The sequence below is a fragment of the Psychrobacter nivimaris genome, from assembly GCF_043419765.1.
In the GTDB taxonomy this organism is placed as follows: Bacteria; Pseudomonadota; Gammaproteobacteria; order Pseudomonadales; family Moraxellaceae; genus Psychrobacter.
Genome location: NZ_JBHOFX010000003.1, coordinates 186,923 through 211,773 on the forward strand (window position 1 = coordinate 186,923; position 24,851 = coordinate 211,773).

At 43.1% G+C, this 24,851-nt stretch carries 15 protein-coding genes; 8 read left to right on the plus strand and 7 right to left on the minus strand.

Going from position 1 to position 24,851, the window contains the following annotated elements; genetic code table 11:
• Nucleotides 1-262: 262 nt before the first annotated feature.
• Both ACHEVO_RS07530 and ACHEVO_RS07535 read right to left on the minus strand, forming a co-directional pair.
• Nucleotides 263-931 (minus strand): c-type cytochrome, encoded by a 669-nt coding sequence (locus tag ACHEVO_RS07530; RefSeq protein ID WP_101205531.1) that lies wholly within the window; start codon nucleotides 929-931, stop codon nucleotides 263-265.
• A gap of 318 nt (nucleotides 932-1,249) precedes the next feature.
• Complete coding sequence (locus ACHEVO_RS07535; protein ID WP_394124488.1) at nucleotides 1,250-1,585, minus strand: c-type cytochrome; 336 nt, start codon at nucleotides 1,583-1,585, stop codon at nucleotides 1,250-1,252.
• A 404-nt stretch (nucleotides 1,586-1,989) separates the two neighbouring features.
• Here ACHEVO_RS07535 and yihA point away from each other — a divergent pair, with 404 nt between their 5' ends.
• Nucleotides 1,990-2,760, plus strand: a complete 771-nt coding sequence (yihA, locus tag ACHEVO_RS07540; protein WP_394124489.1) for a ribosome biogenesis GTP-binding protein YihA/YsxC — start codon at nucleotides 1,990-1,992, stop codon at nucleotides 2,758-2,760.
• A gap of 124 nt (nucleotides 2,761-2,884) precedes the next feature.
• Here yihA and ACHEVO_RS07545 read toward each other — a convergent pair whose 3' ends face one another.
• Both ACHEVO_RS07545 and ACHEVO_RS07550 read right to left on the minus strand, forming a co-directional pair.
• On the minus strand, nucleotides 2,885-3,592 hold the full coding sequence (locus tag ACHEVO_RS07545; protein WP_394124490.1) for an HAD family hydrolase: 708 nt from the start codon (nucleotides 3,590-3,592) through the stop codon (nucleotides 2,885-2,887).
• 133 nt (nucleotides 3,593-3,725) lie between these two features.
• Entirely contained in the window at nucleotides 3,726-4,736 is a 1,011-nt protein-coding gene (locus ACHEVO_RS07550; RefSeq protein WP_101205527.1) for an RluA family pseudouridine synthase, read from the minus strand.
• Nucleotides 4,737-5,924: 1,188 nt separating this feature from the next.
• Here ACHEVO_RS07550 and ACHEVO_RS07555 point away from each other — a divergent pair.
• A complete protein-coding gene (locus ACHEVO_RS07555; RefSeq protein WP_394124491.1) occupies nucleotides 5,925-10,082 on the plus strand; it encodes an Rne/Rng family ribonuclease in 4,158 nt (1,385 codons plus the stop codon).
• Nucleotides 10,083-10,198: 116 nt separating this feature from the next.
• Here the strand turns inward: ACHEVO_RS07555 and ACHEVO_RS07560 are convergent, their stop codons facing one another.
• Nucleotides 10,199-11,140, minus strand: coding sequence for a DUF808 domain-containing protein (locus ACHEVO_RS07560; RefSeq protein WP_379543687.1), 942 nt, complete (start codon nucleotides 11,138-11,140; stop codon nucleotides 10,199-10,201).
• A 405-nt stretch (nucleotides 11,141-11,545) separates the two neighbouring features.
• Here ACHEVO_RS07560 and ACHEVO_RS07565 point away from each other — a divergent pair, with 405 nt between their 5' ends.
• The 5 genes from ACHEVO_RS07565 to ACHEVO_RS07585 all read left to right on the plus strand — a co-directional run bounded on the left by ACHEVO_RS07565 (nucleotide 11,546) and on the right by ACHEVO_RS07585 (nucleotide 17,508).
• Nucleotides 11,546-12,400 (plus strand): DsbC family protein, encoded by an 855-nt coding sequence (locus tag ACHEVO_RS07565; RefSeq protein WP_394124492.1) that lies wholly within the window; start codon nucleotides 11,546-11,548, stop codon nucleotides 12,398-12,400.
• A gap of 418 nt (nucleotides 12,401-12,818) precedes the next feature.
• Nucleotides 12,819-14,159: a homoserine dehydrogenase gene (locus ACHEVO_RS07570; RefSeq protein WP_101205523.1), complete on the plus strand. Its 1,341-nt coding sequence runs from the start codon at nucleotides 12,819-12,821 to the stop codon at nucleotides 14,157-14,159.
• Nucleotides 14,160-14,267: 108 nt separating this feature from the next.
• Nucleotides 14,268-15,449, plus strand: a complete 1,182-nt coding sequence (locus tag ACHEVO_RS07575; RefSeq protein WP_394124493.1) for a thiolase family protein — start codon at nucleotides 14,268-14,270, stop codon at nucleotides 15,447-15,449.
• A 397-nt stretch (nucleotides 15,450-15,846) separates the two neighbouring features.
• The gene (locus ACHEVO_RS07580) at nucleotides 15,847-16,695 is read left to right on the plus strand and encodes a DUF2382 domain-containing protein (protein WP_394124494.1); all 849 of its coding nucleotides are present in this window, start codon (nucleotides 15,847-15,849) and stop codon (nucleotides 16,693-16,695) included.
• Nucleotides 16,696-16,941: 246 nt separating this feature from the next.
• Complete coding sequence (locus ACHEVO_RS07585) at nucleotides 16,942-17,508, plus strand: YsnF/AvaK domain-containing protein (RefSeq protein WP_394124495.1); 567 nt, start codon at nucleotides 16,942-16,944, stop codon at nucleotides 17,506-17,508.
• A 125-nt stretch (nucleotides 17,509-17,633) separates the two neighbouring features.
• Here ACHEVO_RS07585 and ACHEVO_RS07590 read toward each other — a convergent pair whose 3' ends face one another.
• Both ACHEVO_RS07590 and secA read right to left on the minus strand, forming a co-directional pair.
• Entirely contained in the window at nucleotides 17,634-18,167 is a 534-nt protein-coding gene (locus ACHEVO_RS07590) for a hypothetical protein (protein ID WP_165598351.1), read from the minus strand.
• A gap of 241 nt (nucleotides 18,168-18,408) precedes the next feature.
• The gene (gene secA, locus ACHEVO_RS07595) at nucleotides 18,409-21,213 is read right to left on the minus strand and encodes a preprotein translocase subunit SecA (RefSeq protein ID WP_394124496.1); all 2,805 of its coding nucleotides are present in this window, start codon (nucleotides 21,211-21,213) and stop codon (nucleotides 18,409-18,411) included.
• Between the two features lie 455 nt (nucleotides 21,214-21,668).
• Between secA and mutS the strand changes: the two genes are divergently transcribed.
• Nucleotides 21,669-24,794: a DNA mismatch repair protein MutS gene (gene mutS / locus ACHEVO_RS07600; RefSeq protein ID WP_394124497.1), complete on the plus strand. Its 3,126-nt coding sequence runs from the start codon at nucleotides 21,669-21,671 to the stop codon at nucleotides 24,792-24,794.
• Nucleotides 24,795-24,851: the final 57 nt, after the last annotated feature.

A 24,851-nucleotide genomic window follows, 5' to 3' on the forward strand; every position in this document is an offset into this window, starting at 1 on the left:
GACCGAACATGTTTGAAAAAGCCAATCGTATTTTGAAAATTGGTATAAAGTGAATAACGATAATTTATAATTATACAGAGCAACGACTGGCTTCTGTAAATGAATTCAGCTAAATACTGTCTTAATATAAGGGACAAACAGTTATAAAAAAACCCCGAAATCGGGGTTTAGTCATTCAGATATAATCAATATACGATTCAGTGCTCAGTGGCCTTTTATGTAAAGCAAAACATGTATCAGATATTGAATCAGTGCGACTCAATTAGTGAATAGCACTTACATAGTCTGACAGGATACGAATATCACGATCTGATAGTTTCGATGCAACTGTTTGCATCATACCCATCTCGCCTTCTTTGGCTGCATCATTGACTCGTTTTTGATCATCGCTATCGATATCATCAACACGTCCAGCGGCACGGAATAGTTTTAGCTGAGTAGCAATATACTGAGCGTGCTGTCCGCCTAGCTTTGGAAATGCAGCCCAAGTGTTACCTGCAGCATCTGGACCATGACAGCCTGCACAGCCAATAACACCGCGCGACTTATCACCGCCCAAGAATAGCTTAGTCGCTTCTTGGTTGGTTGCAGGATTGCCGTAGCCGACGCCCCAAGGCGCTTGACTGGCATAATAACCTGCTACGTTTGCTAGGTCTTGTTGAGACAGGTTAGCAACTTGTGACTGCATGATACCGTTTTTGCGATAACCTGCTTTAAAGTTGACTAGCTGTTTATATAGGTACTTTACGTTTTGGCCGCCAAGGTTTGGCTGTGCAGGAACAATGCTGACGCCATTAAGACCATGACAAGCGGCACAAACGGTTTCTGCAACTTTTTGACCTGCATTGACGTCATATTCAGGAACAATAATAGCAGCTTGTACGCTGAAACTTGCAACGCATAAGCTGGCAGCAGCGATTAACTTTTTCATTGATACAAATCCTACTAGCTCGGCGTAAGCATTATTTAGAGTGATTGCACTGGTAAGATACCTGATATAGCCGTCTCTTTAATTATGAGAATAGCGTATATTCTAAGGTCTTGGACACAAGCAGTCTGAAAGTACTTACTAACATCAGGGTTTATTTTCGATTATTATAGCAAGACTTTGTATCATTTGCCTACTTAATCATAGTATCCATCAGTTTTCTGGCAACACAATATACAATATGACGCAAAAACAAAAAGCGCAAATAGGTTGTTAGCCTAGGGCTTTATTTTATATGTTCAAATTATATTTATAAGTCGATTATTTGCTCATATATTCGATAAGTTTACGATAATCGTCATCACTACATTTGTCGCAAAGACCACCTGCTGGCATTTGCGGCATACCACCTTTGACAGACTTGATAAGCATCGGCATACTTTTTTGTTTAATCAGCTGTTGCCATTTGGCACTATCACCTTTTTTGATGGCATTTAACGCGCCACTATCGTGACAGGCTGCACATGAGTTATTATAGGTAGTGGCGATATCTGCCGCACCTGCGCTGCTAATCATAATGCCACTTAATAATAGTGCAGCACTGCTAGCCGTTATAGCGCGATAACTCGTGCTAAGAAGTTTACTGATTGAAAACATAGAGCACCTCCTCGTGATATTTCACGTGTCTCATCAATCTTTCTGTTAAACGTCTCTGGTTAAACATTGTAACAATATATGTCATATAAACATAGAGAATTTGGATATGGCTTTGTTAAAGCTGAGAACTTGTCTTAATGACTAACCAACTTTAATGTTATCCTACTATTTATATGATGCTAATCGCAGTTATTTCAATAAGTAAGACACGGAATAGTATAGAATAGCCAGTAATATTAAATAGCTACTTTTATGACTTGCATATAATTGTATTGATAGAAAATAGCCTTTTAACTTGATTTACTTATTGCTTGACCAATTACCTGACTGTATCGATGACTTGAATCATCAGCTGACTAAAATTTTATAATCGCATCCAATTTTTTAAGATTAATGAGCCATTTATGAGTACCCCGTTTAACGATGTCGCCGCTGAACATGCCTTGTTCAATACCAAATCTCGTCAGAAAATTCAGCAAACTGAATTTATGATGTCAGCACCTACCTTTCGTCTCTGTCCGCCTGACATGGGATTGGAAGTCGCTTTTGCAGGTCGCTCAAACGCTGGCAAATCATCAGCCATCAACGCCTTAACCAATCAGCGTCAATTGGCTCGCTCGTCTAAGACACCTGGACGCACGCAGATGATTAACTTTTTTAGTATCGGTGATACTGACAGACGTTTGGTCGATTTGCCTGGTTACGGCTATGCAGCTGTTCCGCTAGAGATGAAAAAAGAATGGCAGGTTGAGCTAGAAGAATATTTGGTATCACGCTCAAGCCTTGCAGGTCTGGTACTGATGACAGACATTCGTCATCCGCTTAAGTTTTTTGATGAGCAAATGCTGCACTGGGCAAACGATGGTGAGCTACCAGTACATATTCTGCTAACCAAAGCAGATAAATTAAAGTACGGTGCTTCTAAAAACGCCCTCCTTGAGACTCGTAAACGCCTGAAAAAATTGGGCCTAAACTGTACCATTCAGTTATTTTCAGCCCTCAGAAAAGAAGGTCTCGATGAGCTGGCTGGAATAATGGGCAACTGGTATGAGTATCAGCTTGATGCAGACAAAATCATTGAGTCTTCTTTTGCATTGCTAGAAGGCGCTGAATTAGAAGACGCTATTGAAAAAGAAAGCAGTGAAAAAGAGAGCGTTGATCAAGAAAACAAATAGATATCATCATCTTTAACAAAAAAGGGTTTATCGCTATTACGATAAACCCTTTTTTATTGCCTGTTTATTCACTCATTATTATCATCGGTATGCTATAAAAATAACGAGAATGATAAAATTAGCTCTACCCGCATAGTAAATCCACTAGCGCTTGTGGAGTATCAACTTGGTAGGTTGGATTTTGCTCCGCAAGCTCTGCACTCATTGCCGTACCATAGTTCACCGCTATACTGGTCATGCCCAATGCTGTTGCCATTTGAATGTCATAGATACTGTCACCGATAAACACAGCATCAGAAACCTGCTGCTGCGTATAATCCAAGATATCGGTCAACATCTGCGGATCAGGTTTTGAGCCTGACTCATCAGCACAACGCGTAATCGCAAAGTAATCATGGCTATCGGAGGCATCTAATACACGATCTAGCCCTTTTCTTTTTTTGCCCGTTGCTACGGCGAGCGTTTTGCTTTGCTGTTGCAAAGTTTGCAACATATGCTCTATCGGTTCAAAGAGCGGCGTACTATGACTGTTAGCAATATAGTACTCTGCATAGGTTTGCTGAATCTCAAGCAACTGCGCATCGTTTGCCTGCGGATATAAAATCTTAATCCCATTCATCAAGCTCAGACCAATGATATCTTTTACGGCTTTATCAGTCGTCTTAAACCCGTGGGCTTCGCCAGCCACATGCATAGAATCAACAATCAGGCCGATTGAATCCATTAGGGTGCCGTCCCAATCAAAAATAATCAACGTTTTGTCAGACAGATTGTGTTCTACCGATAGTTGAGCATTTATGATGCGTTCTGAAATTGTAGCTGGTTTGGTCATGGATTTACCTTAATGAATAACAATAATAAATAGCAGATACTAAAACGTCACGGTGGCTTATTCGTAAAAATAAGATATCGTGACGTTTTATAAAATACAAAAATAGTTTGGCTTAATAATTTGTTTTAAAAAACTATTCAGGCAATTTCGTTGTTTCTGGTAGCCAATCTGCCATATCGTCTGGCAATGGCGCAGTAATGGTCTTGTAGCCTGGAATGTCTAAGCGCCATGCATGTAGACATAGACGATGGACACCTGATTTGTCATGAACGTTGTATTTGTCATCACCCAAGATGGCATGACCAATATGTGCCAAATGCACACGGATCTGATGAGTGCGTCCCGTCAATGGCTTAGCTTCAATTAAGCTTACTGGCTGACTATTAATCGTAAAGCGATCATGGATAATAATATCCGTCTGGCTTTCTTTCGCTTGTGGGTCTTGGCTATCTACTTTTACTCGGCGCTCACCACTGGCAAGCGTATATCTTAACAATGGCGCATTGATACGCTGCTCATTAAGCGCAGGCTGTCCTTTGGCAAGACACAGATAGTGCTTCTGAATGGTCTTGTCTACCAAATGCTGCTGCAACACTTTGAGCGTTGAGCGTTTTTTGGAAATCATCAGTAGCCCTGATGTGTCTTTGTCGATGCGATGGATCAGCTCTAAGTATTTTTTACCCGTCACTTCACGCATCGCTTCGATAACCCCAAAGTCCAAGCCGCTACCGCCATGCACAGCGATACCAGAAGGCTTATTCAGCACTAGCAAACCGTCATCTTCATAGACCACACGAGCCAGTAAGCTTTTGGCGAACTCGGTACTAATAATTGGTTTTTCGCGCGTTGCTAGCTCTACAGGGGCAATACGTACCACATCTTCACGCTGCACTCTATCGTGTGCTTTACAGCGTTTATTATTGACACGTATCTCATCTGAGCGAATCATTTTATAGATATGTGATTTTGGCAAACCTTTTAAACGGTTTAACAAAAAGTTATCCAAACGCTGATCGTGTTGATGGCGCGTTACTTCGAGGTAGTTCACCTTACCGAAGTTGCTAATCTCATCGTCAGCGCTTTGTGGGCGTGTTTTGCTATTAAAAATAGCAGGGGCTTCATGGGTAGTAGCGTCGTCAGTCATTTTTGAGTTTGTCATTTTTAGTTAGGTATTTACACAAAGATTTGCTATAGTTTAGCATGTTGAGCGACAATTAAGCAGAGGCGACAGCAATAATCATTGTTGTTACAAATAGTTGACCACCATTTTATTGCCTGTTAGTTTTCTACTACTTGCCAGTAAAGCGGTTGACACTACTTATCCTGCTGACCTGACACGTTTCATCTGATTTTAGGGCGCGTTATTTATTTAGAGGTATTACTTACCAAATATAGCCCTACAAATTAAAAATACTGTACTGAATGTTATTCGGTACCATAAAATAAATAGTGACACTAAATACCATCGCGTTAATAACCCTGATAATAAATCAGCTTATTAACCGGTTACAACACAACACTGACTCACTAATTGCATGACAACGACCGTACTCGATAACCAATCATTATTTAATGACTATTTATCTGATGGTTCTTTATGCCAGCATAGTTGAGCAAGTATGGGTAGTTTAGCGTTAGGATCGAAAAGTATATCGATAGCTGCCTAAGTATTGGTGGTCAAACAGATGACGATAACAATGTAAATAAGATACCACGCTGACAAGCTGGTCCATTACTCTGTTTGCCAAGTACGCCCCGCTGATAACAAAAGCTGCGACACCTAACCTTGAAACACCCAAGATATTATTGACGTTATACAAAGAACGATAAACAAAGAGTAACCAATTGCTTCGCCTGAATAAACAACCGCTGAATGACGCCACTATATAGTAGCAATCATGACCGCGATATTATTGTTAGACTTTGATGGATGAATGGCAACAGCACCATGCCTTTTTAATATCAGTATTTTTTAGAACTGTAACTGACCCTCGCCCACGCTTACAACGTGCGCTGAAATCACTACCAATAGAACGTACTGAGAACAAAAGCGCTTCGACTCGCTGACCCAATCATATATGTACCAAGTTTACTAATGATAAAATATAAGTACCGTAGCCTTACACCCTATATTACTGATATTAACGTGAGCGCCGCTCATTACTTCAGGTAAAAAGAAGCCGTTGAAAAAGCCCATGTGCTTTATGAAACCCACGATTTACGTTCTATCGTTAATGAACATCTACACACGCTAATCACAATATTAGCCACACTTGCCACTATGTCCTAAAGACTGTCTTATCGTTGTTATGCGTACTCATAGGATACAAATATGAAACGCATTTTGATCAACGCTACTCAAAACGAAGAGATTCGTGTCGCCTTATGTAAAGGCAATCATCTGTACGATTTCGACCTAGAAAACCGTACTCGCGAGCAAAAAAAATCTAACATCTATAAAGGTCATGTGACCCGTGTTGAGCCATCGCTCGAAGCAGTATTTGTCGAATATGGTTCTCAGCGCCAAGGTTTTTTGCCAATTCGTGAAATCTCTGCTGAATACCTAAGCGGCAACCCACGTGACGAAAACATCAAAAAACTGATTAAAGAAGGCGACGAGCTAATCGTTCAAGTCGAAAAAGAAGAGCGCGGCAATAAAGGCGCTGCCCTATCGACGTATGTGTCATTAGCCGGTCGATACCTAGTATTAATGCCAAACAACCCTCGCGGTGGTGGTATCTCACGTCAAATCTCGGGCAAACTGCGCGAAGACATGAAACGCATGCTAAGCAACCTTGATTTACCAAAAGGCATGAGTGTCATTATTCGTACTGCTGGTATTGGTAAAACTCAAGAAGACTTGCAGCACGATCTAAACCACTTGCTCAATATTTGGCAAGCCATTCAAGAACAAAACCAAAAATACCCTTCACCGCGCTTGGTTCACCAAGAAGCGGGCGTTGTCACACGTGCTGTTCGTGATTATTTGCGTGATGATATTGCTGAGATTTGGATTGATAACGAAAACGCTTATATTGAAGCGGCTGGGTTTATCGATGCGGTAATGCCAAAACAAGCCGAAAAGTTACGCAAATATACCGATTATGAGCCGATGTTTTCGCGCTTCAATATCGAAAAGCAAATCGAAACCGCTTATCAGCGTGAAGTTCGTCTGCCCTCAGGTGGTTCAATCGTTATTGACCAAACAGAAGCACTAGTCTCTATCGACATTAACTCAGCTAAGTCAACCAAAGGTTCAGACGTTGCTGAGACCGCTTACCATACCAATTTAGAAGCAGCCGATGAGATTGCTCGTCAGCTTCGTTTGCGTGATATGGGTGGTTTGATCGTTATTGATTTCATTGACATGAATGACAATAAGCACCAAAAAGAAGTAGAAAAACGTCTAATTGACGCGACCAAATATGACCGTGCACGCGTTCAGTTTGGTGATATCTCTAAGTTTGGCCTAATGGAAATGAGCCGTCAGCGTCTACGTCCTTCATTAGAAGAGTCAACAGGCTATATCTGCCCACGTTGTCATGGCAACGGTATGATTCGTGACTTGCGCTCATTGTCGCTATCTATCATGCGTCAAATTGAGCAAATTGCCCTTAAAGAACGTCAAGGTGAAGTACAAGCAGAAGTCCCGACAGACATCGCTGCATTCTTATTAAATGAAAAGCGCGATAGCTTGGTTTACCTTGAGCAAGACAGTGGCACGCGTATCACTATTTTGCCACACGCGCATTTAGAATCACCAAACTTCAAGCTCCATTTCAACCGTGATGGCTTTGCACCATCGAGCTATGAGCGTATCACTGATACTCAGCAACAAGAGCACAGTGACCTTGGCTACAACGTTGACTGGCAGACTGCTGAAAAAGAACGTCCTGAACAGCAGCCTACTCGCCAGCCTCGTAAAACTGCAGATGATAAGCAGAGCCGCTCAAACACACAGCAGAATGCAGCCACGCAAACGCAGAACGATACGGTAAATCATAGCAATGATCGTCGTAATCATAAAAACACCAACGACATGTCGCTTGCACATGCACCGCAAGCTAATAAAACTGCTAGTGTTGCCGCTCCAGTAGTACCGCAGACACAGAGTGTCGAAGCTACTGCTCAACCAAAAGCCGTTGCGTGGTTATCAAACCTATTTGCTCAAGCACCGCAAGCTACTACGACGCCTAGTGTAAGTAGCCGAGATGCCGCTGAAGCAATCGAAGCGCTAGTAAACACTGGCGCGCAAAGCTTAGGCTCGTTTGGACAAGTGGATAGCAATGCATTGAATAATGCCGCTTCAACTGGCGAGCAGCCAACTCAACAAAGCAACAGTCAGAAAAACGACAGTCAACATTCAGATAACAACGTTAATCGTCAACAGGCGCGTCGTAATGACAGCGATACTGACGACAGCAGCAATGAAGACAGAAGAAGACGTAAGCCGCGTAAGTCTAGATCTTCTAAACCGCGTCAAAGAAAAGAGACAACTGACGAGAATACTGGCAACGTAAACAGTAGCTCAGAAAATACTGGCTCAAACAATGCTGATGACAAATCGTCTGATACTCAAGACCAAAGACAGCAAGACAAGCGTCAGAACGATAACAGACGCACGAACGATCGCAATCGTAATAACCGCCAAGATAGCAATCAACAGAGCAGCAATCGTAACGCAAGCGAGCGCAGTGATGCTGATAACGAAAACAGCTCTAAAGCAGATGAGCAAACTCGTACTAAGCGTAAATCGCATAGCCAACGCGGTTCACGCGGTAAGCTAGAGCGCGGTGAGACATTAACGGCTAACAGCGTTAAACAGAGCAAACAGCAGAACGCTAGAAACAACGATGCTGCCAATAGCAAAAATCAGCATAGTGCGCGCCGTAATCAGGACCCTAACGAAGTCGTGCTACAGGTTAATGAAGCGCCAACTGAGCTAAAAGCCCCTGAAGTGGTTCATCTATCTTTAGATGATAGTAAATCCACACAGGCCAAAACTCAGCCTAGTGAGAAGCAAAGCGCGACGAATAACGTAGCAAAAGATGAGCGTTCAAACGAAACCGCTGCTCAAAAACCTACTGATAAGCATAGTAGCAATGAGCAAAACACTGGTAAGCAAAACACCAGTGCTCCGAACACTGATAAGAAAAGTGATAATGCAAAAAGTACGGTGGAAGCAAATGCTAATCAGGTAAATGATGATAAGCGTGCATCTACCGAACAAGCTAAGGTGCAAAACGATACTCCTAAGCATGAGCAGGCTGCTGAAGAGAAAAAAGTACCTGTAGTTGTAGAAGCTCAATCGACCTCTACGAGTAACACCGAAAGTAAAGCGGAAGCTCCAACGTCGGTAACTACTGACGTAGAAGAAGCTAAAGAAACTCAGACTCCAAAACAGCAGGAAACCAGGACTGCTGAAAATGTGAGTAAGAGTGATGAAGCTCAAAATACTCAAGCTGATAGTAATAGTGCAAGCACAAGTAATGTGAGTAACTCAGCACTTGAGCTAACCCATGAAGCACTATTTGGCGCACGTTATGTGACTGCTGAGAAATTTGGGCAAGCAAGTAACGATCCACGTGTAGTACTCGCTCAGCAAGCCACTCAAGCGGACAAGCCAGCTGCTACTAATGTGTCAGCAATACGTGGTACGGTTGGTGAGTTTATTCGTGCCACGCTACCAAACGCGCAAACGCGCTTAGCGGAAGAAGGCATTATCAACTGCTTTATCGCGACTATTGCTTTGTATAATGAGCAATCTCAGAGTACTGCTAATAGCTCTGATGCTGCTAGCCAGAGCTTTGACTTTAGCAACTATGGCTATCAACCATTGGCTGCCGACTACCTTGCACGCTTTGAATCGATGACCCAAGCGGTCAGTCAATTCGCAGCCGCGCAAGGTAAGACAGACGTTGAGCCACGTGCTATCACTAAGCGTGCTAGCAATGATCCACGTGGTCAGCATCCTGATTATCAGGAACCAGCTGTATTGAGCGTACCTGCTGAACAAGCTATCGTCGAGCAAACCGAAACCGATAGCGAAGTCGATGCGCATGACGTTGAAGCAACTGCCCTCGCCAATCAGACACAGACAGAAAACGTCAGTGCTGATAGTGAGCACTTGCTAGAAGTCGAGCGCGCTCAGTCAGAAGCTAAGGATGTAGAAATCGAAACCCCTGCAGAGCAAACTGTCAATGAGGTAGAAGATGCTGCAGAGACTGAGCAGACGACTGAATCGGCAGTAGAAGAACCTACTAAAGAGGCTAGCAAAGACGACAGTCAGGCAGCTAAATCTAAGACGACTATAGCTAGCTATAAAAACATGATCGAAAATGTGGCTGAGCAATTGCTACCACAGACCGGTATGTTTAATCTGACTACGCCAAAAGTACCAAAGGCGCGCAGTCGTAAGCCTAAGACGGAGCATAAGAAGCCGACGCAGGCTGAAAAGCTCGCATCTGATGATACAGATAGCGATAGCTAGTTACATAAGCTCAAACGTAAAAGCCCCAAAGCTATTCGTAGCTTTGGGGCTTTTTATTTTAATACAGTCAAACTTACTTTCTAATTCAAACGAGAGACAATAAAAAGCAGATAAGCTTAGTGTGCAGAAGACGCTGTGTCATCTTTACCACGCATTTTGCCAATAGTAGTAACAATAGCAACCACAATAACGCCAACAATCAGTCCGACCAATCCATTTAACAATGACGCGGTTAACCCTTCAAATACCCCAGTAAGATGGGCAATGTCTTCTACACTATGATGCAAAAAGCCGATACCGTGAACGATAATACCGCCGCCCACCAAGAACATCGCAATCGTGCCCGCTATGGATAAAAACTTCATAAGCTTTGGCGCAGCTGCAAGCATAAACTCGCCAAACTTGCGCTTACTATCACCTGCTTGTGAGTTTTCAATCAAATGCAGACCCGCATCATCAATCTTTACGATGCCTGCAACTAAGCCGTAAATACCGACGGTCACGACAGCAGCCACTATCGAAAGTACGATGCCTTTTTGGACAATATCGCCACCAGCTGCTGTAATTGCGCCTAAAGAGATAACAATAATCTCAGCTGATAAGATAAAGTCTGTACGTATGGCACCTTTGATTTTGTCTTTTTCAAACGCGACCAAATCTACCGACTCATCTGCGTTAGCCTTTAAGCGGGCATTCTGCTCTTCATCATGAGGCAATAACTTCGGCCAAAATTTGTGAATGACCTTTTCAGCCCCTTCATAACTCAGGTATAGCCCTCCGATCATCAATAGCGGAGTAATCAACCACGGTATAAAATAACTGATCAATAGCGCCGCTGGTACTAAAATCACTTTGTTCACGGCAGAGCCTTTGGCTACTGCCCAAATGACGGGGAGCTCACGATTTGGCTTAACCCCTGTGACCTGCTCGGCATTGAGTGCTAAATCATCACCAACTAAGCCCGCGGTTTTTTTAGCGGCAACTTTGGTCATGACGCTCACATCATCCATTAAGACGCTGATGTCATCGAGTAAGGTTAATAAACTGGCACCTGCCATGTGTGCTCCTTAAAGCAAATTTGTTAAAGTAAGTTGTTCTCAAATGGTTTATACAACGCATTTTATATAGATTTTTATAAAAACAATGCGATTAGCCTTAGACTACAAGTTCAAGCAACTATGTTAAATAGCACAAATGTATCTTGTTTTTTGAATTTATGTTGATAGCTATTCTTTAAAGTTGGCTTTATTGATACTTCTTGGCAGTCTTCCGTTCGCTATTATTTGGCGTAAATATGGTAATATGAAGGCTGTTATTACCTATCTTTTATTATCAATAAGTTATAAAAACTTCTTCAATGTTAGACCTTTAAAACACTGCCAAGACACATTACTATATAGAAAAGTTTATAGCGCTTTTTATAACGAACTCATGATTAGGCGCGACGCCTATAGGAAACCCGTATGCCGTTCCCCACTATCAAAAATACCACCTTGCGTAATCCTCTTTCTCGTACCGTTCTATCTCGTTTTATGATGAGTGCGCTGTTAGTTGGTATTGCTGCTGGCTGCTCAAACAATGCCGCTGATGCAACCAGCAATACCAGTGTTGTAAACGCTGCACAGACAAAAGCCACTGCTACTAAGCCGTCAGCTGGTAATGATGCAACCGTGGTGCAAGCATTACAGGCGAACCTAAAAAGCTCTGGTATCGAGGAAACTATTGTCTCAGCCGTACCAACAGATATGGATGGTATTTATTGGGTGACCGCTGAAGGTTTACCTTCTTTCTTTACTGATAAAGCTGGCAAGCATATTATTCAAGGACAGATCATCGCTGTGGGTGATGCCGCTCCGGTCGATATCAGTGCTGCCCTAGTTGCTACGACAGCACAAGAAGCGCTAAAAGCCGTCGATAAAAAAGACATGGTGATTTATCCAGCAAAAGGCGAAACCAAAGCCGTCATCTATGCCTTTACCGATGCGGATTGTGGCTACTGTCGCAAACTACATTCAGAAATGGATGATATCAATGCGCGCGGTATCGAGGTTCGTTATCTGGCATGGCCACGCAGTCAAGAGTCTGTACCAAAGATGGAAGCGATCTGGTGTAGTCAGGATCGCAAAGCTGCGATGGATCAAGCAAAAATCGGTGCCAACGTACAAGCCCCTAGCTGCGCCAACCCTGTACAAGAACATATGGCTCTAGGCTCAAGACTTGGGGTGCGCGGTACGCCTGCGGTGTTTACCGAGACAGGACAACAAGTAGGTGGCTACTTGCCTGCAGCAGAATTGGCACAAGCAGTAGGCGCTAACTAATCATATGAATTACCAGTATTAATCACTCATATTAGAGTGACTAATACTGGTAACCAAGCATAAATGACATATACATATGCCAAACAAGATTGAAGCTACTGCTTTTTTATAATCGTCAGCTGATATAACCTTGATGACGTTGTCTTTATAACATTGGCTTTTATGGTATTAGCCTTTAGAACATTGCTCTTTATGAGATTGTATAGACGTCACAATGCCTTGTCGGTATGATACGATAAAGCGCGATGCAAAATGAGCAACACCCTTTTTATTTGAGCTTTTTTTATTCAACTATGATGAAGTAGATAGGCAGGCAGCACTAGACAATGCGCACAGACATTCTGTTTGATGTCGCAGACTTATTTGACACTGTCACCGCTTATACTGACTTCATTGTATTTAACCTCTTGAGGATACTGTGAGTAATTCCATCAAACTAGCGATACTTGGTCTGGGCACCGTCGGAACGGGCGTGATCAATCTGATCAATGACAATTTAAATGAGCTAAAACGCCGTAGCGGACGCGACATTATTATTACCGAAGTTGGTACGCGTCGTCAGCGTGATGATATTGATACCAATATCATGCAAAACAGCGATCTGATGGCAATTGCCGCAAGCGACAATGTCGATATTGTTATCGAAGTGATTGGTGGGACTACCTTAGCCAAAGACGTCATTATGCAAGCCATTAAAAACGGCAAGCATGTGGTTACGGCAAACAAGGCTCTACTCGCTGAACACGGTAATGAGATTTTTGCTTTCGCTGAAGAAAACAATGTGCATGTTGCTTATGAAGCAGCGGTAGCAGGCGGTATTCCAATTATCAAGGTAATGCGTGAAGCACTTGCCGCCAACAAAATCGACTGGCTCGCTGGTATCATCAACGGTACTGGTAACTTTATCATGACCGAAATGCGTGATAAGGGTCGTCCTTTTGCTGACGTATTGAGCGAAGCACAAGAGTTAGGTTACGCAGAAGCAGATCCTACTTTTGATGTTGAAGGTATTGATGCTGCTCATAAATTGGCGCTACTTGCCTCAATCGCATTTGGTATCCCGCTACAGTTCGATAAAGTTTACTGTGAAGGTATTACTGGTATTACCCTGCAAGACGTGAACTATGCCGAAGAGCTTGGCTACCGTATCAAGCATTTAGGGTTTGCCGTTCGCCGCGATAGCGAAAACGATGGTGATGCAGGGGTTGAACTACGAGTACACCCGACACTTATTCCACAAGACGCGCTATTGGCGAACGTCAATGGTGTAAAAAACGCAGTATTAGTCAACTCACATCCACTTGGCCAGACGCTCTATTGCGGCGATGGCGCTGGGGCTGGTGCAACTGCTTCTGCAGTGATGGCCGATGTCATGGATTTGGTTCGTGTATTAGGTAGCAAAGACCGCGACGATCAGAGCAACACTGGACATCATGTCCCGCATTTAGCATTTATCCCTGACCAGCTATCAGACACACCTATATTGCGTGCTGATCAGATGGTAACTGGCTATTATTTGCGGGTGCATGCTTATGATAGCCCAGGCGTACTGGCAGATATCACGCGCATCCTAAGTGATGCCGGTATCAATATCGATGCAATCTTGCAAAAGCCTGCGCATAAAGTAGGTCAAGTGCCAGTGATTATTCTGACGCTACCTGTGGTCGAGAGTCAGATGAATCTTGCTATCGAAAAAATTGAAAAGTTAGAGACAATTACTGATAAAGTGGTACGCATACGATTAGATGAGCTAGCATAAACCAAATACTGAAGAAGACAGATGCTTATAATATAAGCAAAGCTAGCCAATCGGCATCTGATTTCTTGGTAGATACTTAATCAAAACGCACAACAAGGAATAATAACGATGTCAAATGATGCAATTGTAATCCTAAACGGCGCACGTACACCAATGGGTGGCTTTCAAGGCGCACTAAAAGACATGAGTGCTACCGAGCTGGGCGCCGCCGCTATCAAAGCTGCTGTCGAACGTTCAGGTGTTAGCGCTGACAGTGTTGATGAAGTCATTATGGGTTGTATCTTGACTGCAGGTCTGGGTCAAGGCCCTGCTCGTCAAGCCATGCGTAAAGCAGGTCTACCAGATGCAACTGGTGCTGTCACAATCAATAAACTTTGTGGTTCAGGCCTAAAAGCAGTCATGCAAGCGCATGATGGTATTAAAGCAGGCAGCTTCAACGTCGCTGTTGCAGGTGGCATGGAGTCAATGACCAATGCACCGTATATCATGCCAGGTTCACGTGGCGGCTATCGTATGGGCCATAAAGAAGTCAAAGACCATATGTTCTTAGATGGCCTAGAAGATGCTGATACTGGTAAGCTAATGGGTATGTTTGCTCAAGAAATGGCTGATGAAAAAGGCTATACACGTGAGCAAATGGATGAGTTTGCTATTGAGTCATTGAACCGTGCGCTGACTGCTATTAAAAACAATCACTTTAAAGATGAGATCGAGCCTGTTACGTTTGCAACGCGCAAAGGCGAGCAAACTGTTGATACCGATGAGCAACCTGCCCTTGCTAACGCTGATCGTATTCCTACTTTGCGTCCAGCATTTGCTAAAGACGGTACAATCACTGCCGCAAACGCCAGCTCAATCTCAGACGGTGCTGCTGCAGTCGTAGTAATGAAAGAGTCACAAGCGAAAGCTGAAGGCCTAGACTATCAAGCTCGCATTGTTGCTACTGCCTCAAACTCACGTCACCCAAGCGAATTTACTATTGCGCCAATCGGTGCCATTGAAAAAGTACTATCAAGTGCTGGTTGGTCAGTAGATGATGTGGATCTATGGGAAATCAATGAAGCCTTTGCAATGGTTACTATGGCTGCGATGGACGAGCTGAAACTTGACCATGCCAAAGTAAATATCGAAGGCGGTGCATGTGCCCTTGGTCATCCAGTAGGCTGTTCAGGTGCTCGTATTCTAATTACGCTTATCAACTCTCTAAAACGTACTGGCGGTAAAAAAGGCATCGCAACACTATGTATTGGTGGTGGTGAAGCGGTAGCCGTAGCTATTGAACTTGCTTAAATAAAGCATGTCTAACTGACTTAAAGTAAGTTAGCTAAATAATACTTAGATAATTATTGTTTATTAAGAAACCGCATTGCTAATGGTAATGCGGTTTTTTTGTGTTTGCTTTCTTTCGATGAATGTCGAATATTACTCTGTGTAAAGACTCGTTAACTTCTACCCCCTCCTATGTTATGCCACTTACAGCCTATTACACGCAATTACTGCAAGCGCACACTTTGCTACCTTGCTCATATATCTCATCAAAAATCACGGTGTTAGGATAGCTACAAGTTGATAGGGAAGCTATTCATCTGGCCTACCGTTAACTGTAATAAATATGGTTTTACTAAAAATTAATAACAACATCAACCATTACATTATAAAAACAAACTCGCAAAAAAGGAATATAACAATGAGTCAACTAATTCGTTTAAAAGATATTCAAGCTACTCATCAAGACTTAATTGGTGATGACTATTATGATCCAACGCACAAAACTGCTTACGGTATCAATGAAGAGAAAATCGGTAAAATCGAAGGTGCTCTAGTAGAAGATACCACTGGGCGTATTCGTTACTTAATCGTAGATGCAGGCGGCTGGTTTAGCTCAAAAGAAGTACTGGTACCAGCAGGTTTAGCACGTATCGTTGGTGACGATGTCTTCTTTGATAGCTTGACCAAAACGCAAGTAGAAGCCATGGAAGTATACGATCACGACTATCAATACAGCTATAAAGAGCAGTACGAAAGAGATCGTCAAGCATTTACTGCTGACACACTCCCTGTAGAAGATCGCGTTGATATTGCAGATCATTCTTATGATGCACCAAATACGTTAGAGCTATTGGAAGAGCGTCTGACAGTCAACAAAGACCGTATTGTCGCTGGTTTAGTAAAAGTAGGTAAGCACGTCGTCACTGAAGAACGTAATGTCGATATAGATTTAGAAGAAGAACATGCCAATATCCAACGTACTAGCGTAGATCGTCCAACAGATCGTCGTATTGGCGACCTTGATGCTACTGAAACAGTTGAAGTTGAACTACAAGCTGAACGTGCTCGCGTCAGCAAAGAAACCTATGTTTCTGAAGAAGTAAATGTCGGTAAAACGACCGATCACCATACCGAAACCCTAATTGAGACCATTCAACGTGAAGAGCTAGATGTTGATGGCGATGGCAATGTGGTTGACCGTGAAGGTAACTTGGTAGACCGTGATGGTATCACAGCAGAAGACGTGCGCCGTGCTCGTGGCATGTAATATGCTAATAAGTCATAGTTTAACGACGTAAGCTTCCTATACCGTCAGTTAAATATGATGATAGTAAGTAGCTAAGCTCATATGTTTAGCCATTAAGATCAGAGCATGTCTCTGGTCTTTTTTGTATTCATAACATGAGCGAATGGTTTATAGTATTCAATGTAGCTAGTTATATATATGGTCGTTTAACATATAACGTTTGAAATTATTAGAAATTCATCATTTTATAATTATAAAGGAATAACAATGACTACTGAAAATGGAAACAGCCTTTACCAAGATAACTTGGATAAAGAACAAAATATCTCAACGAAGCAGACGAACAATACTGTCAATATTGGACACTTAGAGCTATTAGAAGAACGTCCTGTGATTAACAAAGAACGCTTGGATGTGGGTAAAGTGACCGTCACCAAGCATTCACGTACTAAAACTGTTGAAGTGCCAATTGAGTTGGTAGAAGAATATATCACCATTCGTACTGAGTACCATGACGCAGAGAGCCAAGATTTACTCTCTGGTAACTATGATAACAAAGACATATTGCGCCACGTCGAGCCTTCTTTGGATAGCAAAGCTGTAGTGACCATTAATGGTAAACAAATAGAGATTGGCGATGAACCGATTGATATTGTGCTATCTCGCCAAGTGGCTACTATTACCAAAGACACCTATGCTATTCAAGACATCGAAATCAACAAAAGCACCCATGTACATACTGACAGCATTAAAGTAGAGCTCAAGCATGAAGAGTTAGATGTGACTGAAGAAGGTCTATTGGCTCATGGTTCTGATACAACTCCGTTAAAATAAGCGCTTATAGTTTAGCCACTACGAACTTGTATGATTGATAAAGATTATTTCACAGCATGAAAAAGCAACGCTATCCTAGCGTTGCTTTTTCTAATGCCTATCACTTACTAGGTATTGCAGACCAACTATGAGGCTTCATTACACTCGAATGTATTAACATTTGACTCATCTGCACCAGCAGTACGCATGACGCCAGTTTTACGAGCTTCATGCCCTACGCGCCACTGTGTGAAGCCTTGACCACCATCAATTGCGGTCGCCACTTCAAACACTTCAGGATTACTACCTTCATTGGTTTGGTTCAACGTTACTGTACCCATGTCAGTTGCGACAACAACTTGATTGGCATCTTCTTTATAAGTCGCCTCAACTTTTAGTTCAGGTGTACATAGATACGACATCTGCATCACGCCGCTGTTTACTGAAGCGGTGGTATCACCTTCTACTTCGTTAAGTGAAGCATCTTCAGTATCGACAACGACATCGCTGGGTTCAGCAGGCTCCGCTGACATTGGAACGGACTCTTCTGTATTAGCACCCTCTTCCATGCCCGACTCTGGCTCTGCCTGTTGCTGACAAGCACTGACCGTCAAGGCGCCAGCCAACAAACTTGTTAAAACTACTGAGCTGCGTACTTTTTTTAAGAATTCTACACTCATGACACTCTCCCAAATAAATATGTTAAACACTATAGCGTGTCCATAAATTCACGCCTATGCTGAATTTGTAAGTAATCAATACAAAGTGTTTGTTGGTCTTAGTCTAGCAAGTTTTAAGTTTGCATAAGTTATCTAACAGATATGAAAAAGCCCCTATCTACTTAAGATAAGGGCTTTTTCAGGTAAAGGCTGTCTCTAATAGCAGTTCAGTAAATAGCTAATAACTTGCTATGATTAACGACTAGATTTTACCATGACACTGCTTGTACTTAAGACCTGAGCCACAAGGACACGCTGCATTACGGCTGATATTCATACCTGCATATGGGTTTGGTTCATTAGCATTACTACCGTTACCTGCTATAGCAGTAGCACCAACGCCAGCTGCGGCAGCTCCACTGTTTAGAGTGCGGCTTTGTGGTTGCGGCTGAGCAGCTGAACCACTCGCATTGCTATCCAAGTTATCTACATCGTCATGCTCAAACTGCATTTGCATATGGGCAGCGTTCTCACGTTGCTGAATTTCTAATGCTTCTAGTTCTTCTTTGGTTGGGATATGTACACGTGACAAGTCTTGTACGGTCTCAGACTTAATCGCACCAAGCATCATTTGGAACAATTCAAACGACTCACGCTTGTATTCTTGCTCAGGGTTTTTCTGTGCATAACCACGTAAATGAATCCCTTTGCGTAGCTGATCCATTTGCGTTAAGTGCTCTTTCCAATGCTTATCTAGACTCTGTAGCATGAAATGACGCTCAAGCTGAGCGGCGTCTTTTTCACCCATCTGCTCACGGCGACTGTGATAACGATCTATCGCCGTTTGAACGATTTTCTCACGCAGCCCTTCTTCATCCAGACGACGATCTTCATCCAACCAATCGTTAATCGGCATTGAAATTTTGAACTCGTCTTCTAACTCATCTTCTAAGCCGTCAATATTCCACTGATCATCAATAGAGCCAGGTGGAATAAACTGATTGATCATCGCGTTATATACTTCATGATGCATCACTTCGATGGCTTCTAATAAGTCCATCTCTGCTAATAAATCATCACGCTGACCATAGATAACTTTACGCTGCTCATTGGCAACATCATCGTATTTCAGTAGGTTTTTACGAGCATCAAAATCGCGACTCTCAACTTTGCCTTGGGCGTTTTCGATCGATTTAGAGACCATTTTATGTTCGATGGCTTCATCTTCTTTGAGGCCCATCGCACGCATCATATTGACCACGCGATCGCCTGCAAAGATACGCATCAGATCATCTTCAAGCGATAAGAAAAAGCGTGACATACCAGGGTCACCCTGACGACCAGCTCGACCACGTAGCTGGTTATCGATACGACGTGACTCATGGCGCTCAGAGCCGATGATATGTAAACCACCAGCTGCTACGACTTGGTCATGTTTGACTTGCCATTGAGATTTTAGACGCTGCATCTCTTCTGGACTCACCGCATCGATATCTTCGATAAACGACTGCCAGTTACCACCAAGGATAATATCCGTACCACGGCCTGCCATGTTGGTGGCGATCGTGACTGACTTTGGACTACCTGCCTGTGCGATAATTTCTGCTTCACGCTCATGCTGCTTGGCGTTTAAGACGTTATGTTTGACACCTTCTTGGTCTAGCAAGTAAGACAATTCTTCACTGGCCTCAATCGTCGCGGTACCAACCAGTACTGGCGCGCCCTTGGCTTGAATTTCTTTAATTTCGCGAATGATGCCTTTGTATTTGCCTAACTTGGTTAAGAAAATTTGGTCATCCATATCGATACGAGCAATTGGCTCATGCGTTGGAATCACGATGACATCTAAATCGTAAGTCGATTTGAACTCGGCAGCTTCGGTATCAGCGGTGCCTGTCATACCAGACAATTTGTCATATAAACGGAAATAGTTCTGGAATGTCGTGGTTGCAAGCGTTTGGTTTTCTGCTTGGATCTCAACGTTTTCTTTCGCTTCTACTGCTTGATGCAAGCCTTCTGACCAGCGACGACCAGGCATTGTACGGCCAGTGTTTTCATCAACGATGACCACTTCGCCTTCATCCACGATATAGTGAACGTTTTTGACAAATACGTGATGCGCACGAATGGCCGCTTGAACGTGAGCCAAAAGTGGCAAACGACTTGGGCTATACAAGCTTTCGTTCTCACCCAGCTCACCGACTTCGATTAAGAAGCGCTCGATTTTTTCATAGCCTTTTTCACTGATCTCAATCTGGCGATTTTTTTCATCAATCCAGAAGTCTTCTTCTTCGTTGTTCTTGTTCGCTTCTTCGTCTTTTGAACGGATTAGCACAGGAATAATCGTATTAATCAACGCGTACATGCGTGATGAATCTTCAGCTTGACCCGAAATAATCAGCGGCGTACGAGCTTCATCAATCAAGATTGAGTCAATTTCATCGATAATACAAAAGTTTAGCGGGCGCTGTTTTTTCTCAGCAAGACTAAAGACCATGTTATCGCGTAGATAATCGAAACCGTATTCGTTATTGGTACCATAGGTAATGTCGGCTTGATAAGCTTCGATTTTTTCTTGTGGCGGCTGCTGTGAGTAAATCACACCAACAGTCATACCCAAAAACCCAAACAACGGACGGTTCAGCTCAGCATCACGTGCAGCCAAATAATCATTGACCGTGACTAGATGAACCCCTTTACCGCTGATCGCATTTAGGTACATGGCCAAGGTTCCCATTAGGGTTTTACCTTCACCAGTTTTCATCTCAGCGATTTTACCTTCGTGCAAGGTGATACCACCGATCAGCTGCACGTCATAGTGACGCATGCCGTTGACACGTAATGATGCTTCGCGGCAGACGGCAAATGCTTCTGGCAATAATGCATCTAAGCTTTCGCCTTTTTGATGTCTGGCTTTAAATTCTTCAGTTTTTTGTTGTAGTTGCTCATCAGACAGGGCTTGTATTTCAGCCTCTCGTGCGTTGATCTTGCTGACCACTTTACGCATGCGTTTTAATTCGCGGTCATTTTTGGTGCCAACCACACTGCCTATAATCTTTGATAACATAATTTTTTGACCTATGGAATATTCGATAATTAGTGCGCATTAGCCAAAGCTTAGCTCTCTGCCTTGTCATCACCCGACTAAGTACTACCTAATTTAGTATCGCCCAATTAAGTGTGCCGTCATTATATATGGTTATGACGCTGATGGATACAAGGGCAGCGAGTAGATATTTGCCACAGTAAAAACCTAGTAGGACGTGTTAAAATAACGAATACCTTGTTAAATTTCTTAGCTTTTTCAGCGACTTTTTTTGTTTGTCATAGTTCGATTTTTATACGCTTGCTACCACTGCGTCTTGGCTTAAAATTTGCTGTTAAGCCATTTCTCTATAAGTAATTGGCATATCGATAAAGCCAAAGCTATCTATCAAACTCATATATAAGACAAATGACCCTTTAGTATTTCTATCACAAAATACTCATTACCACTCATTAAAGCACTATAAGAGACTCTGCATGACCGTAAAGCCATCTGAACAAAATCAGTCGTCAAATCCTAATCCATCAGAAAAACTCTTATCAAAACAAGAAAGTTCTGACTGCTTAAGTATAGGCGATGCCGTCTATAACCTAGCAGACCATACGCCGATGATGGTGCAATATCTAACCATGAAAGCCAACTATCCACAAGCATTGCTCTTGTACCGGATGGGTGACTTCTATGAGCTGTTCTTTGACGATGCCAAGCGAGCAGCGCAAATATTAGATATCACATTGACGCGCCGCGGTACGGATAAAGCAGGCAACACGATAGCCATGGCGGGTGTACCGTTTCATGCAGCCGATAGCTATATGGCACGCTTGATCGCTGCTGGTCAGACAGTAGTTGTATGCGAACAAATTGACGAATCGACAACTGGCAACGCTGATAATAAGTCCAATGTCCCTGCGATGGGCGACAAGCAAAAGAAAGACAAAAGTAAATCTGCTGCTGGTAGCATCATGCGCCGTGAAGTGGTTAAAACACTTACCGCAGGTACTATTACTGATGACGCATTGATTGCACCTAATCATACGCCGACTGTGGTCGCCATCGATATTGCGACTATGAAAACGCAAGACAACAGCCAGACGTTACAAGCAGCCGTTAGCCAGATGGATTTGGCTGCAGGTACACTGACTACCCAGATATTGATAGCAGATAAAAGCGATATAGATGGCTTGCAAACTCAAATGCTTACTGTATTGGTGCGTTTTGCGCCCAGTGAATGCATCATTAGTGAAGCACTTATTGATAGCGTTGGCGGCAGTATTGGTGGCACTGATACAGAGTGGCTACTGTGGTTACGACAAAATCTGGACTGCCCTATTATAGAAGTCGCTGCCAATGACTTTCATCGTGAGCATGCCAGTGACACGCTTTGTCAACAGTTCGAAGTCCAGCGTCTCGATGGGTTGGGCATTCATGAGGCTCCACTTGCGCAAACCAGCTGCGCTGCGCTTATCCACTATGCGCGCCAAACCCAGCAGCGCCACGTGCCTCAAGTCAACCAACTCATCGTCGAGTATAGTGATGACTACCTAATTATCGATGCCAATAGCCAGCAAAACCTTGAGCTATTTACCCCTGTTAGTAGCAATGGTACTTCTTTGATATCTGTGCTAAATCACTGTCAGACTCCGATGGGCAAGCGTTTACTCGTGCAGCAAATGAAGCGCCCACTTCGTCAACATTCACGTATCAATATGCGTTTGGACGCGATAGCATCTCTATTGAATACAGAACATGCACCAAACAATCTTGAGCAAACATTAGCAAATAGCGTAACCAAGAATACACTGGTCACGAGCATACGCGAGACGCTACATGCCATCGGTGATGTTGAGCGCATTAGTAGTCGCATCGGTCTGATGAGCGCTAAGCCCCGCGACTTGCGTAAACTTGCCGAGGGTATCGCTAGTAGCGCACAGCTGACTACTCTATTGACAACATCGGGTATCAGTCATGAAGACGCTGGCCTGCTACCAATGCTAATGCAGCAATTGCCAGATCAACTACCTGCTGTTCAATCCGTCGCCGAATTAATCGAGCGCGCTATTGTCATTGAACCACCTGCGCATATCCGCGATGGAGGAATGCTAGCGGCGGGCTACGATGAAGAGTTTGATCGTCTTACCCACTTGCATGACAATATTCAATCGACGCTAGACGAGATGTTAGAGCGTACCCGTCAAGACAATCAATTACCGAGTCTAAAAGTCGGCTTCAATAAAGTCAGCGGCTTCTATTTTGAGTTGCCCAAAATGCAGGCAAAGAACGCCCCTGCCCACTTTATCCGTCGGCAAACACTTAAAAGCAGTGAACGCTTTATCACTGATGAGCTAAAGGAAGTCGAGACAGAATATCTAAGTGCCCAGTCCTTAGCGTTGGCGCGTGAAAAGCAGCTGTATCAAGAACTCTTAAATCAATTAAACCAACACTTGGCTGAATTACAACAGCTTAGCGCGGCTATTGCCCAATTAGATGTGCTAAGCAATTGGGCCCAGCTTGCCATGACGTATAACTGGCAGCGCCCAATCATGGGTCTACATACAAAAGACCAAAGCGAAACAGTGGCCAAAAGTCAAACCAACATTGATATTCGTCGAGGACGTCATGTTGTGGTTGAAGCGGCATTGAATCAAACGAATGCGAATAGTAGGAACGGTAATTCGTTAAGTACAAACCACTTTGTCGCCAATGACTGCGCACTAGGTAGCGCCAATGCTGATGAAGGACACCCAGAAAGATTACTTCTGATTACCGGCCCTAATATGGGTGGTAAATCTACCTATATGCGCCAGACCGCCCTGATTGTACTGCTCGCGCATTGCGGTAGCTTTGTGCCAGCTGAGCATGCGAATATTGGTGACATTGATCGTATTTTTACTCGTATTGGTTCAGCTGATGACTTGGCTGGTGGCAAATCGACCTTTATGGTGGAAATGATTGAGACGGCCAATATCTTAAATCAAGCTACCAATAAATCACTGGTATTAATGGACGAAGTCGGTCGTGGTACTGCCACCACTGACGGTTTGGCCATTGCCCATGCCTGTGTCAATCGCCTAGTCGAGATTGGCTGCCTGACATTATTTGCCACTCACTATTTTGAACTTACCCAATTAACGAGTGACATTGGCAAGCATCATGCTGACATCCGTAATGTCCATGTAGCAGTCAGTGAGGTTGATGGTCAATTATTGCTATTGCACCAAATTAAAGATGGTGCAGCGAGTTCTAGCTTTGGATTACATGTCGCAAAAATGGCGGGCATCCCTACTCAAGTGCTAAATGATGCTAAGCGCTATTTAGCAGACAACTTACAGTCAGACCATTTAACCGTAGATAAAGCACAAACTATTGATGATAAAAATGAATTAGCTAAGTCAGTAAAGGATAAACGGCAAGAGAGTTATAATGATGCTACTCTAGATAAAGAAATAACTCATACTTCTCAAGCGACAGACATAACGGACAATTCAAAACAAAATCAGTTATTTAGCCTAAAAGATGAGCTGAGTATGATTGATCCTGACAGTCTGACACCTAAACAAGCGCATGATTTACTTTATCACTTAAAGAAAATCATTAGTCATTAAAGGGAATTGTCAAAGTGTAGTAAAGGCGCTAAAATACGCTTTATTTTCCAACTATTC